General features: G+C 62.5%; 12 protein-coding genes. 11 read left to right on the top strand and 1 reads right to left on the bottom strand.

Annotated features, from left to right (window positions below):
* Positions 1 to 3 precede the first annotated feature (3 nt).
* The 5 genes from leuD to AL3_RS17130 all read left to right on the top strand — a co-directional run bounded on the left by leuD (position 4) and on the right by AL3_RS17130 (position 5,097).
* Positions 4 to 603 carry a 3-isopropylmalate dehydratase small subunit gene (gene leuD, locus AL3_RS17150; RefSeq protein ID WP_066303393.1) on the top strand — a complete coding sequence of 200 codons (600 nt, stop codon included), beginning with the start codon at positions 4 to 6 and terminating at the stop codon, positions 601 to 603.
* 223 nt (positions 604 to 826) lie between these two features.
* The gene (gene murA / locus AL3_RS17145) at positions 827 to 2,152 is read left to right on the top strand and encodes a UDP-N-acetylglucosamine 1-carboxyvinyltransferase (protein ID WP_066303387.1); all 1,326 of its coding nucleotides are present in this window, start codon (positions 827 to 829) and stop codon (positions 2,150 to 2,152) included.
* 10 nt (positions 2,153 to 2,162) lie between these two features.
* Positions 2,163 to 2,921 carry a lysophospholipid acyltransferase family protein gene (locus AL3_RS17140; RefSeq protein WP_066303385.1) on the top strand — a complete coding sequence of 253 codons (759 nt, stop codon included), beginning with the start codon at positions 2,163 to 2,165 and terminating at the stop codon, positions 2,919 to 2,921.
* On the top strand, positions 2,918 to 3,955 hold the full coding sequence (locus AL3_RS17135; RefSeq protein ID WP_066303383.1) for an NAD(P)H-dependent glycerol-3-phosphate dehydrogenase: 1,038 nt from the start codon (positions 2,918 to 2,920) through the stop codon (positions 3,953 to 3,955). The genes AL3_RS17140 and AL3_RS17135 overlap by 4 nt, the downstream gene beginning before the upstream one ends.
* A 2-nt stretch (positions 3,956 to 3,957) precedes the next feature.
* Complete coding sequence (locus tag AL3_RS17130) at positions 3,958 to 5,097, top strand: D-alanine--D-alanine ligase family protein (protein WP_151723999.1); 1,140 nt, start codon at positions 3,958 to 3,960, stop codon at positions 5,095 to 5,097.
* A gap of 42 nt (positions 5,098 to 5,139) precedes the next feature.
* Here the strand turns inward: AL3_RS17130 and AL3_RS17125 are convergent, their stop codons facing one another.
* Positions 5,140 to 5,613: a DUF3515 family protein gene (locus tag AL3_RS17125; protein WP_066303378.1), complete on the bottom strand. Its 474-nt coding sequence runs from the start codon at positions 5,611 to 5,613 to the stop codon at positions 5,140 to 5,142.
* 102 nt (positions 5,614 to 5,715) lie between these two features.
* On the opposite strand from AL3_RS17125, the gene AL3_RS17120 reads away from it, so the two are divergent.
* The 6 genes from AL3_RS17120 to AL3_RS17095 all read left to right on the top strand — a co-directional run bounded on the left by AL3_RS17120 (position 5,716) and on the right by AL3_RS17095 (position 12,228).
* Entirely contained in the window at positions 5,716 to 6,723 is a 1,008-nt protein-coding gene (locus AL3_RS17120; protein WP_246168613.1) for an LCP family protein, read from the top strand.
* A 250-nt stretch (positions 6,724 to 6,973) separates the two neighbouring features.
* Positions 6,974 to 7,447 (top strand): hypothetical protein, encoded by a 474-nt coding sequence (locus tag AL3_RS17115; protein WP_066303374.1) that lies wholly within the window; start codon positions 6,974 to 6,976, stop codon positions 7,445 to 7,447.
* A gap of 363 nt (positions 7,448 to 7,810) precedes the next feature.
* Positions 7,811 to 8,725: a glycosyltransferase family 4 protein gene (locus AL3_RS17110; protein WP_425481689.1), complete on the top strand. Its 915-nt coding sequence runs from the start codon at positions 7,811 to 7,813 to the stop codon at positions 8,723 to 8,725.
* A gap of 170 nt (positions 8,726 to 8,895) precedes the next feature.
* Complete coding sequence (locus AL3_RS17105; RefSeq protein WP_246168612.1) at positions 8,896 to 10,467, top strand: glycosyltransferase family 4 protein; 1,572 nt, start codon at positions 8,896 to 8,898, stop codon at positions 10,465 to 10,467.
* Between the two features lie 41 nt (positions 10,468 to 10,508).
* Positions 10,509 to 11,351 carry an ABC transporter permease gene (locus AL3_RS17100; RefSeq protein WP_246168610.1) on the top strand — a complete coding sequence of 281 codons (843 nt, stop codon included), beginning with the start codon at positions 10,509 to 10,511 and terminating at the stop codon, positions 11,349 to 11,351.
* Positions 11,335 to 12,228: an ABC transporter ATP-binding protein gene (locus AL3_RS17095; protein WP_066303363.1), complete on the top strand. Its 894-nt coding sequence runs from the start codon at positions 11,335 to 11,337 to the stop codon at positions 12,226 to 12,228. Before AL3_RS17100 ends, AL3_RS17095 begins: the two co-directional genes overlap by 17 nt.
* Positions 12,229 to 12,459 lie beyond the last annotated feature (231 nt).

The raw sequence follows: 12,459 nt of genomic DNA, 5'->3' as shown, positions 1-12,459 counted from the left end.
ACCATGGATAAGATCACCACGCACACCGGCATCGGTGTTCCGCTGCGCCAGAGCGATGTGGACACTGACCAGATCATCCCCGCTGTGTACCTCAAGCGGATTACCCGCACCGGCTTCGAGGACGCACTCTTCGCCGGATGGCGGAAGAACCCTGACTTCATCCTGAACCGGGAACCGTACAGCGCCGGGTCCGTCCTGGTGGCCGGCCCCGACTTTGGAACCGGTTCCTCCCGCGAGCACGCGGTGTGGGCGCTGAAGGACTATGGTTTCCGGGCCGTTCTGTCCTCCCGCTTCGCGGACATTTTCCGGGGCAACTCCGGCAAGCAGGGACTGGTCGCGGCGCAGGTCGCCCAGGATGACATTGAGCTCATCTGGAAGGTTCTGGAAAACTCGCCGGGCACCGAAGTGACCGTTGACCTCCAGGCACGGACCGTGGTGTGCGGCAGCGTCACCGCTCCCTTCCAGATTGACGATTACACCCGCTGGCGGCTGCTGGAAGGCCTCGACGACATCGGGCTGACCCTGCGGCATGAAGCCGACATCACGGCGTTTGAAACCCGCCGTCCTTCCTTCAAGCCGGCCACGCTTCCGGTCCGCACCTAGCCAGCCGGCCGGCATCAGCCCGGTGGCACGCACTGCAGGTAACCAATGGGCCTTCCCGCAAGGGGAGGCCCATTGGCATCCCGCCAAAGCCGCCCCCGGCTTTTGGCCTCCGGCACGGTCTCCGGCGGCCGGGTTATTTAGGGAAAGGGGGTGCTTGCTCCTATGATTAGGAAGCAGTCTCTAGTGGCCGTGGGGGCAATCCAGACGAAAGAAACAGGTGTTCATGGGTTCCGTTCTAACCATCCGTGGTGGGGTACCGCTCACAGGAAAAGTACCGGTTCGCGGGGCTAAGAACCTCGTCCCCAAAGCCATGGTGGCAGCGCTGCTGGGCAACAGCCCGTCGCTGCTGCGGAACGTCCCCGAAATCAAGGACGTCGACGTCGTGACATCGCTGCTGAAGCTGCACGGCGTTGAGGTGACCAAGGACCCGGTCACCGGTGACCTCCTGATGGACCCGCAGAACGCCAAGACGGCGGCCTCGCGGGACATCGACGCCCACGCTGGCGATTCCCGCATCCCCATCCTGCTGTGCGGTCCGCTGATGCACAGCATTGGCGAGGCCTTCATCCCGGACCTCGGCGGCTGCAAAATCGGCGACCGCCCCATCGACTACCACCTGCAGATGCTGCGTAATTTCGGCGCCCTGGTGGAAAAGCGTCCCGGCGGCATCGCCATTTCCGCGCCCAAGGGCCTGCGCGGCGCCAAACTGGACCTGCCGTACCCGAGTGTCGGCGCCACCGAACAGGTGCTGCTGACCGCCGTGCGTGCCGAAGGCATCACCGAACTCAGCGGTGCCGCCGTCGAACCCGAAATCCTTGACCTTATTGCCGTCCTGCAGAAAATGGGCGCGATCATCACCGTCCAGACGGACCGCGTGATCCGCATCGAAGGCGTCCCCGAGCTGACGGGTTATAACCACCGGGCTCTGCCGGACCGCAACGAGGCCGCTTCCTGGGCCTCGGCAGCGCTGGTCACCAAGGGCGACATTTACGTTGAAGGCGCCAATCAGCAGGATCTGACGGCGTTCCTCAACATCTACCGCAAAATCGGCGGTGCGTTCGACGTCGACGACGACGGCATCCGGTTCTACCATCCCGGCGGCAGCCTGAACCCGCTGGTCCTTGAGACCGACGTCCACCCCGGCTTTATGACCGACTGGCAGCAGCCGGTGGTGGTTGCCCTCAGCCAGGCTGAAGGCGTGTCGATTGTGCATGAAACGGTGTATGAAAACCGGTTCGGCTTCACCGACGCACTGATCCGCATGGGCGCCAACATCCAGGTCCACCGCGAATGCCTGGGCAGCATCCCGTGCCGTTTCGGCCAGCGCAACTTCCTGCATTCGGCGGTCATCTCCGGTCCGGTGAAGCTCAAGGGCGCAGAAATCGACATTCCGGACCTCCGCGGCGGCTTCAGCCACCTGATTGCCGCACTGGCGGCCGAGGGCACCTCACGTGTGACCGGCGTCGAGCTCATCAACCGCGGTTACGAGCACTTCCTCGACAAGCTGGAAGGCCTCGGCGCGGACTTTGACGTCGCCGGGGGGAAGTAGGCTCTCCACCATGGGCGAATCGGCAAAGTCACGCATCACGTTTACCATCCTGGCTTCGGTGGTCCGTCCAACGATGAACCTGATGATGGGACGGCGCTGGGAGGGGATGGAGAACCTGCCCAAAGGCAGGGGCTTTATCGCCTGCGCCAACCACGTGACCGAGATCGATCCGCTGGTGGTGGGCCACTTCTTCTACAGCCAGGGCATCCTGCCGCGGTACCTGGCCAAGGCGTCCCTCTTTAAGGTTCCGGTCCTCGGCCCGGCGCTGCGGGCCACCAAGCAGGTTCCGGTGACCCGGGGCGGCGCCGGTGCGGCCGCGTCGCTGGCAGGCGCGCAGTCAGTGATCGACGCCGACGGCGCGCTGATCGTTTATCCGGAAGGCACGCTCACCCGGGATCCGGATCTGTGGCCGATGAAAGGCCGGACGGGAGCGGCACGCCTGGCACTGCAGACCGGCGCTCCGGTTCTTCCGGTCGCGCAGTGGGGCGCTCAGGATGTGCTGCCGCGGTACGGGAAAATGCTGCATCTCTTTCCGCGCAAGCGGGTTCGTGTGCTGGTGGGCCGTCCGGTGGACCTTTCCGATCTGCGTGGTGTGCCGCTGACCAAGACAGTGCTCGATGAAGCTACGGAGCGGATCATGACAGAGCTGACGGACCTGGTTGCGTCCCTCCGCGGCGAGAAGGCCCCGGCCGAACGCTGGGACCCGGCCGCGAAAGGACAGAAATCCGTCGGACGCGGTTATGACGGCGAAACGGAGAAAACAAAGTGAAGGCCCCGCACCCCACAGCCGTAGCGGTCCTCGGAGCTGGAAGCTGGGGGACCACGTTCGCGAAGATCGCCGCGGACGCCGGTGCCTCCCGTGGTACGGACGTCCGCGTCTGGGCACGCCGTGCCGATGCGGCGGAGGAGATCAACAGCACGCACCGCAACACCCGCTACCTGGGGGATATTGCCCTCCCGGTGAACCTGCGCGCCAGCGATGACGCTGCCGTTGTCCTGGCCGGTGCCCAGCTGGTGGTGCTGGCAGTCCCCGCGCAGACCCTGCGGGCGCAGCTGCGGGAATTCAAGGACCTCGTCCCGGAGAACGCGGTCATCCTCTCGCTCATGAAGGGCCTCGAGATCGGTACAGACGCGCGGATGAGCCAGGTCATCTCCGAAGAGCTGGACGTGCCGGAGGAGAGGATCGCCGTCCTTTCGGGGCCGAACCTGGCCATGGAAATTGCCCGCGAGGAACCCACGGCCTCCGTCGTCGCCTGCTCGGACCTCGCAACCGCGGGCTGGATCGCCTCCGCCTGCACCGCGCCCTACTTCCGGCCGTACACCAACACCGACGTGGTCGGCACGGAAATCGGCGGGATCGTGAAGAACGTTATTGCCCTCGCCGTGGGGATCTGCGAAGGCAAGCAAATGGGGGACAACACCAAGGCGTCCGTGATGACCCGCGGGCTCGCTGAAACCACGCGCCTGGCCGTTGCCCTGGGCGGTAAGACTGAAACCCTGTTTGGGCTCTCCGGCATGGGAGACCTCATCGCCACCTGTTCATCATCCCTGTCCCGGAACCACACCGCAGGGCGCCTGCTGGCACAGGGCCTGTCCCTGGACGAGGTCACCGCGACCATGCAGCAGACGGCCGAAGGCATCAAATCAGCGCAGGCCGTGCTGGACCGGGCCCTCCAGCTGGGCGTATACATGCCTATTACGGAGAACGTGGTTGCAGTGCTGCAGGGCACCATATCCGTAGACGATCTTGGCCCGCGTCTGCTGGCCCGCGAACTCAAAGCCGAAGGTGTGCACGCCCCGTGACGATGGAACCCATAACTCCCGCTGCCAATGCTGACACCCGGCCGCGGGTAGCGGTGCTGTTCGGCGGACGGTCCAGCGAACACTCCGTCAGCTGTGTGACCGCCGCCGGCGTGCTCGAGGCGATCGACCACTCCAAGTACGACGTCGTCCCGATCGGAATTGCGCGCAACGGCCAGTGGACCCTCGTCTCCGCTGATCCCGCACAATGGTCCCTCCGCGCCGAAACGCTGCCCGAGGTGGAGCCTGGCGAAGAGTCCGTGGTCCTCTCGACACGGGGAAGTTCCCGTGAACTGGTGTCCCATGCGCCGGGCGGATTGCCGCGCACGCTGGGCCGGATCGACGTTGTGCTCCCGCTCCTGCACGGACCCTTCGGAGAGGACGGGACGCTGCAGGGCCTGCTGGAGATGGCGGACATCCGCTATGTGGGCGCCGGCGTGCTGGCCTCCGCCGTGGGGATGGATAAGCACTACATGAAGGTGGTGTTTGAGTCCGCCGGACTATCGGTGGGCCCCTATGAGGTCGTCACCGACCGGCAGTGGAACCAGGACAGCGAAGCCTGCCTGGCACGCGCCGCCGGCCTGCAGTTCCCGCTCTTTGTGAAGCCCGCCCGTGCCGGTTCCTCCATGGGAATCACCCGCGTCACCCATCAAACGGAGCTGCGCGCGGCAATTGAAACTGCCCGTGAGCACGATCCGAAGGTGGTTGTTGAGGCGGGTATCACCGGCCGGGAGATTGAAGTGGCGGTCCTGCAGGGGCGCGGCACCGAGGACCCGCGGACCAGCCAGCCCGGAGAAGTCGCCGTGCTCGACGGCGGCCACGAGTGGTACGACTTTGAAGCCAAGTACGTTGACGGCGCTGCTGCGGATCTCAGCTGCCCTGCGGACCTCCCGGACGACGTGACCTCCAGGGTCCGTGAACTGGCTGCGGTGGCGTTCGATGCCGTGGGCGCGGAAGGGCTGTCCCGCGTCGACTTTTTCTATACGCCGGACGGCGAGCTCGTGATCAATGAGATCAACACCATGCCCGGGTTCACCCCGATCAGCATGTACCCGCAGATGTGGGCCAAATCCGGCCTGCCCTACACGGAATTGATCGATGAGCTGATCACACTGGCATTGGAGCGCCGCACAGGCCTTCGTTAGCCGCAGCCGGACCGGCTCCGCCAACGCGGTGAGCGCCGGAATCTAACCGGGCAGCTCGACGTCCTTGGTGCTGAGGCATTCGCGCGTCTGCTCGATACGCGAGACGGCGTTTTCCAGTTCCACCAGCACAGTGGAAGACGCAACCTGGTTGGTGTCGAACAGGACTTCGACGGCAGGATCGCGGCCGTAGGTGGTGGCAGTCCAGAGGCTGCCTTCCTCGCGCAGTACCCAGTCCACACCGTTGACCGTGGCACAAGCATCAGTCGTGGGGCCGGGCACCGGCACACCACAGCGCAGGATGATCCGGGACGGACTGCCCCAGGCGGCGGTGGCCTGGCTGCTGGTCTCCCGCTGCTGGACCCCCGCCAGATCTTCCGGGACAGCCACCATCACAGGTGCGCAATCCGGGTTGGCGGCATCCGGGGCGGCATCGACGTCGGCGACGGGTGTGCAGCCGGTGAGTGCGGCGGCAAGGACAAGGGTGCCGGCCGAAATGGCTGCCGGAAAGAACTTCATCCTTCTAGGGTATCCGGCGCGCCGGTTCCAGCTGGAATCGGGGCTGCCGCGGCTGCGCGGTAAGCTCGGACCGCAGCCGCCCGACTGGAACCTAGGACCAATGTGACCGACATCTTCGCCGATTCTCCGACCGACCCGGTAAGGGATCGGCATCCTGTCCGGACCACCATGTTTGTGCTGCTCTCCCTGATCCTGGTGGCCGCCCTGGCTGCGGGCGGCTATCTCTGGAACCTGGCCCGGACCTTCAACACGGAAAGCCACACGATCGCCAACGCTCTCCCTGACTCCAGCCCGGAGAGGGCGCCGGCCGCCGGAACCTCACAGAACCTTCTGCTGATCGGCAGCGACACACGGGACCCGGGCGTGGACGCGCGCTCCGACACCATGATGCTTGTGCATTTGCCGGGGGACCGTTCAGGTGTCTATGTCATGTCGATCATGCGTGATACCTGGACGGACATCCCCGGCTACGGTGAGCACAAAATCAATGCCGCCATGGCCTTCGGTGGTGTTCCGTTAATGGTGGAGACGGTGCAGACCCTCTTTGATGTCCCGATCGACCATGTGGCTGTGATCGATTTTGAGGGATTCAAGGGCCTGACGACGGCGCTTGACGGGGTGGAAATCGAAAACCAGGTTCCGTTCCAGTCTTCGGGTGATGATGGTGAATATTTCGCCGCGGGCCCGATCACGCTGCAGGGAGATTCCGCCCTGAAGTTCGTGCGGGAGCGTTACGCGTTTCCTGACGGGGACTACCAGCGGGTAAAGAACCAGCAGGCTTTCGTGGCCGGGCTGATGAACCGGTTCCTGTCCGCGGAAACGCTCTCTAATCCGCTCAGGATCAATGATGTGGTTACCGAAATTTCACCGTTCCTGAGTGTGGACGAGTCCTTCGACGCTGCCGCCGCCGGACGGCTGGCCTTTGAACTGCGAGGTGTCCGCGGCTCCGACATCCACATGTTCACCCTGCCGAACCTGGGTGTTGGTACGTCCTTTGACGGGCAATCAATCGTCATCAAAGACGAGACAGCGATCGCGGAAATCTCCAATGAGCTAAAGAACGATAGGATGACCGCTTATGCTGACGGTTTAAATGGGGAGAACAACTAGCATGACCGGCAATCTAGGCCAGTGGTTACGCCGTGTGACAATCGCAGGATTGCTCATCATATCGATGCCAGTCGCTCCAGCATTCGGAGATGAGACGGTGACTGAGGGGCCCGGGACTCCTCCAGGGCCTGACGGATCAGTTACAGGGGAACCAAGTCAGACTCCCGGTCCGATCCCTGAGCCAGCGCCCAGTCAAACTGAAAGCCCACCAGGGCCGCCGATTCAGTCTGCGCCCAGTGATCCCGCCGCTGTGCCCACGGTGCCAGCCGTTCCCGAGCAGGCACTGATTGATTCAGTCACGGGTTTCCAGATCGAGCGTTCCAGCGGCTATCTGATTCATCCAGCCACGGGCTACCTCGTTGAGCCGGGAACCGGAAACCTTATCGATGGCCGGACCTGGTTGTATACGGATCTGCGCTGGGATCCTGCAACCGACGACGTGGTCAGCATCTTCGACTCGCCGGATGAGACCGCGTCGCCGGATCCCTCACCGACCACGCAGTCAGAAGCCAAGCCTGAAGCCGCGGTAACAACGGCTCCATCACCGTCCCCCACTGCGGCGCAGGCCAGCCTTGAGGCAGCTAAAACCAGTGCAAGGGACGGGGTCGATTGGAGTACACATTGGTTGACCCGGTCCGTCGTCATTTTACTGCTCGTGGGCGCCGGGACCCTCTACTACGTGAAGCTGCGAGGCCCTGGGGCCAATCATGTGAACAAGCAGTGACTATATTTCGGTAGACTAACGATTGCTTTACCAGCGTCCTCATGAGGCGCAAGCAAGAAAATGGGGGAAATTGTGCGGGTACTTCTGCTGACGCACTCCTATTCACCTGAGCACAGCCCACCCCAGCGCCGATGGACCCAGATAATTCGGACATTTCGGGAAATTGGCTGGAATGTCGATGTGATTGCCCCCATCGCGCACGCTCCCGCCGGACGCCGGACGATGCCACGAAGTGTGGCTGGACGGGCCTTCCGCTGCGATAACGGCCCGCATGGTGAGCGAATCCGGAGGGCTCCCTATCTTTGGCACCCCACGACCCGCCTTGGCCGTTTCGCGGACCAGTGTTTTTCTGCTGCCGGAAGCGTGGCCGCTGGACTCTTGGGCCGCAAGCCCGACGTCGTTATCGCCACAGTTCCGTCTTTGCCGATCCTTGGGGCAGGATACATCGTCGCCAAGCTGCGCGGCGTTCCATTCGTTGCCGATATGCGCGATGCCTGGCCGGATATAGCCCGTGATGCCCGAATCGTTCAGGGCAGTGCGAAGAGCATAGCCGAACGGGTGATTGTCGCGATCCAGGAGAAGGCAGACCTGGTGGTCACCGTGACCTACGGTTTCGCGCAGACGCTCCGGGACCGGGGCGTCACCGCCGTTGCGACGATCAGTAACGGTATCGACACCGCTGCCCGAGAATTTCTTCCCCCGCCTCCCGCCCACGCCGAGCGGCTTCAAGTGCTCTATCTTGGAAATCATGGCGAGAGCCAGCGTCTTGAGACCGTGATCCAGGCTGCAGCGCTGGCCGCAGGCTCAGTGCATCTGACGATGGTGGGGCACGGTGTGCGGAGGCGGCAGCTGATAGCCCTGGCAAGGGCACTCGGCGCACCGGTAGAGTTCCATCCGCCGGCCCAAGGCGCTGCGGAGGTTATGGCCTACTACCGACGCACCGACACCTGTGTCGTCTCCCTGCGGGATGATTGGAAGTCCTTCGAGACGACGATTCCCTCCAAGACCTACGAAGTGCTGGCCGTTGGGCGTCATGTCACCGGAATCGTGCTGGGCGAAGCGAAACAGATCATCGAAGAATCGCAGGCGGGCGACGTCGTGGCATCTACTCCGGAAGCCATCGCGCAGTTATGGAAGGAACTGGCTGCGGACCGCTCCCGCCTGCTGACCGGGACCTCGGGCCGGGACTGGGTGGAGAGCAACGCCAATGTGGACACTTTGGGGAGAGCCTATGCTGAACTCCTGAAAGCAGCTGTGGCGGGTCCTGCCGACCGATGAAACCAAGGAACTTTGTCCGGAACGCCGGACTAGCTGGCGCAACCATATGTGAGCATCTCGGGGATGATCCCGCGGTATTGGCCCTTCAGCTTTCCCAACGGTTGCCAGGTGCCCTTGTCGGTCCGCTCGCAGCAGCCGCCGCGGCTGCGCCGGGGAAGCTCCTGCCTGCGATGGCAGCTGTGATTCAGGGCCGGAAAGCCGACGCCGCACAGCTCCTTTCCGCAGCCGTCGAGGGCGGTGCTCGTGGCCGCGCCGCGATCCGCCTGGCCGATGTGGCGACGGCGGCTGGCCTGCCTGTCCTTGCCGAACAACTGCTGGCGTCCGTGCCGGCGTCTGCCCCCCGCCGTGCCGGCGCCATGGCCCGGCTTTGCTGGTACCAGGGGGACATGTCCGGGGCGGTTCGAGGGCTGACCAGCGCAGGCCTGAACCGTCCCGAACGGCGATTGCGGACGCGGCTGGCCAGCGAGCTGAGCGTTTTTGATGGCTGGGTGCCGGTCTTGCCCGCCGTCGCAGGATACGTCCCCCAGCCTCACACCGTGCTGCACCTGCTGACAAACTCCCTGCCCTATACCGGCAGCGGCTACGCCCAGCGTTCACATTCGCTTTTGAAGGCACAGACTGATCTGGGCTGGACGGTTCACGCGGCAACGCGGATCGGATACCCGGTCCAGGTTGGCAGGCTCTATGCGGGCATGACCGATTTGATAGACGGCGTCACGTATCACAGGCACCTGCCGGCCACGCTTCCGCAGGGAATGGCGGCAAGGCTCCAGCTCCAAGCCGAAGAACTGCTGAAATTGGCGCTGAAAGTTCGGCCGGCAGTACTCCATACCACCACGCACTTCGTCAACGGTCTCGTGGTCCGGGCGGTCGCCGGATCTCTGGGGATTCCTTGGATCTACGAGGTTCGCGGGCAGCTGGCCGATACTTGGGCCTCGACCCGTGATGAGGACGCGAAGCGGAGCGAGCGTTACAACAAGTTCGTTGCGCGTGAAGCCGAGGTTATGAAGTCAGCGGGCGCAGTGGCGACCCTTGGCGAAGCCATGCGGGAGCGAATCCTTGAGGCAGGGGTACCACTCCAAGACACGCTGCTGCTCCCCAACGCAGTGGGCGGGGATTTCATGAATGAACCGGATTCCCCCGCGGAAGCCCGCCAGCGGCTGGGGCTTCCAGCCGACGGGCCCTTCATCGGAACTGTCAGCAGCCTTGTGGACTACGAGGGGCTGGACGACTTGCTGCGCGCGTTTGCCCTGCTGGCTCCGCAGCACCCTGATCTGCGTTGCCTCATCGTCGGGGATGGGGTGGCCGGACCGGCGCTGAAGCGCCTGGCAGTGGAACTCGGGCTGGAGGACCGGGTGCTCTTCCCTGGGCGGATCCCGAGGGAGCAGGCTCATTTGTACCACCAGGCACTCGACGTGTTCGTGGTGCCCCGAAAAGACTTCCCCGTGACCCGGATGGTGACGCCGCTGAAACCCGTCGAAGCCCTGGCCTCAGGACGCCCCGTAGTGTTCAGCGATCTGCCAGCGCTGCACGAGGTTGTCAGAGAAGGCGTTGACGGCTTCTCTGCGTGTGCGGGAGACCCTCAGGATCTCGCTCGTATTTTGGGGCGCCTGCTGCAGGACGAAGCTGGACGGACGGCCATGGGCTGCGAGGGACGCCGATTCTCTGTGGCGGCGCGGACCTGGACCGCGCTAGCGGGCACGACGGCGAAAACTTATATGGAAATGGAAGCTGCCTCATGACTCAAGTTACGCCAGCTCTCATGGGTTCAAGGAATGTCCCCGTGCGGGTAGACATGCGGAGCTTGACCCGCGTCGGCGCCAAACCAGGACTCATCGACTACTTAATATCGTTGTGGAATTATCGCCACTTCATGTTTTATGATGCCCGGGCGCGCGTTCAAAACGGCAATAAACGAGATCGTTTAGGAAGCGCCTGGCTTCTTCTGGACCCACTCCTCAACGGATTGGGATATTTCGCGATCTTCGGCTTACTTCTTGGTGCAAGCCGCGGTATTGAGAACTTCATCGGCTATCTTATTATCGGTGTTTTTCTTTTTCAGATGAGTTCAAGGGCAATTGTAGGCGGGGCACGCGTTATTCCGTCCAACAGAAACGTTATCCAAGCCTTCAATTTCCCGCGTGCCACCTTGGCAGTCGCCGTGAACCTTCGGGAACTTATCGCTAATATTCCCGTCATCATTATGATGCTCATGATGATTCTGGTCATTCCCCCAACCGAGGAAATCACATGGCGGTGGCTGCTGATCTTCCCTGCTATCGCGCTGCAAATGGTTTTCAACCTGGGCGCCGGATTGCTGCTTGCGCCCCTGATTGCAAAGGTGAACGACTTCGTGCATGTGGTGTCGTTCGCGATGAGGTTCTGGATGTTTGCCTCGTGCGTTATGTTCTCCATAGACCGTTACAGCAGCGTTCCGATCATCAAATTCATCGTCGAGATTAATCCGATGTACCTGATCCTGGACATAGTCCGGAAAAGTGTCCTTTACGCTCAGACACCCGGATGGCAGAGCTGGGCAGGCTTGACTGCATGGGCGCTGGGCACATGTGCGCTTGGCATCATTTTCTTTTGGAAGGGGGAGGAATCGTATGGTCGCGAAGACTGAAACCGAAAACCTTCCAACGACACCTGCCGTGGTGATTGATAAGGTCTCCATGACCTACAGAATCGCGTCGGATGAGAAACTTGCGGCTCGTGGAAGCGTCGTGAGGCGAGGCCTGCTAAAGCTCTCCGGTAACGAATCCATGGTGGACGTTCACGCACTACGGGAACTTTCGCTCATTGCCTATCACGGAGAAGCGATCGGAGTAATCGGGCTCAACGGCTCAGGAAAAAGTACGCTCATGAACCTGATCTGCGGCAAAATGCAACCCACATCCGGAGCTGTCTACGCATCATCTACTCCCATCATGCTGGGAGTCTCTGCGGCCCTTGTCCCTGATCTTTCTGGCGCCCACAACGTTGTCCTTGGGTGCTTGGCCATGGGGCTGAGCCGTACGGAAATCGCAGACAAGCATGAGGCCATTATGGAGTTGGCTGGCCTAGGGAGCTCCATAAACCTTCCTATGCGGTCCTACTCCGCAGGCATGTCGTCCCGCCTGCGGTTTGCTATCGCGGCCGCAATCGATCCTGAGATCCTCATTATTGATGAAGCGCTCAATACCGGCGACGACGAATTCCGGGGGCGGACGAAAGAGAGAATGGATCAGCTGAGGCAGCAGGCAGGGTGTGTTTTTCTGGTGAGTCACAGTCTGAAGACGATCCAGGATCTATGCACACGGGTCGTTTGGATCGACAAAGGGGACCTGCTGTTCGACGGAGATACCGAGACAGCACTCGCGTGGTACCGGAAATATACTAAGGAACTGGCAAAGGGCGACCGTTTCGCGGCTGCGAAAATCCGGAGGCGCATGCAGAACATGCTGGAAACGATTGCAATCGAACCCGTTCAACCGGGCCGTCGGAAATCCCTGAGCGCATGAGTTCAGCTCTAGCCGAGGTCCGCCGTTCACTCTGGCATCTGCGGAAGAACGGATGGAGAGGCCTGAAGACGAAGCGGCGCAGGGACCGAGCAGAACAAGGGATTTACCGCGGATCAGCTGATGGAGCCTTGGCGTTCCAAACCGGCCGCCGCCGCCACCTATCCTTCAACCCCTTGATCCTCGATGCGCCTGAACCTCGTACCGAAGTTACCGCAGCAGTCATTCTGGACG

Origin of the sequence: Arthrobacter luteolus NBRC 107841 (genome assembly GCF_001552075.1) — a bacterium.
In the GTDB taxonomy this organism is placed as follows: Bacteria; Actinomycetota; Actinomycetes; order Actinomycetales; family Micrococcaceae; genus Arthrobacter_B; species Arthrobacter_B luteolus.
Note: the sequence above shows the minus strand (reverse complement) of the source record. Positions and strands in the feature narration are given on the sequence as shown.

Bases quoted from the DNA above. Each gene is read 5' to 3' on its own strand.
- leuD (WP_066303393.1), top strand. From the start codon at position 4: ATGGATAAGATCACCACGCACACCGGCATCGGTGTTCCGCTGCGCCAG.
- murA (WP_066303387.1), top strand. From the start codon at position 827: ATGGGTTCCGTTCTAACCATCCGTGGTGGGGTACCGCTCACAGGAAAA.
- AL3_RS17140 (WP_066303385.1), top strand. From the start codon at position 2,163: ATGGGCGAATCGGCAAAGTCACGCATCACGTTTACCATCCTGGCTTCG.
- AL3_RS17130 (WP_151723999.1), top strand. From the start codon at position 3,958: ATGGAACCCATAACTCCCGCTGCCAATGCTGACACCCGGCCGCGGGTA.
- AL3_RS17125 (WP_066303378.1), bottom strand. From the start codon at position 5,613: ATGAAGTTCTTTCCGGCAGCCATTTCGGCCGGCACCCTTGTCCTTGCC.
- AL3_RS17105 (WP_246168612.1), top strand. From the start codon at position 8,896: ATGGCAGCTGTGATTCAGGGCCGGAAAGCCGACGCCGCACAGCTCCTT.
- AL3_RS17095 (WP_066303363.1), top strand. From the start codon at position 11,335: ATGGTCGCGAAGACTGAAACCGAAAACCTTCCAACGACACCTGCCGTG.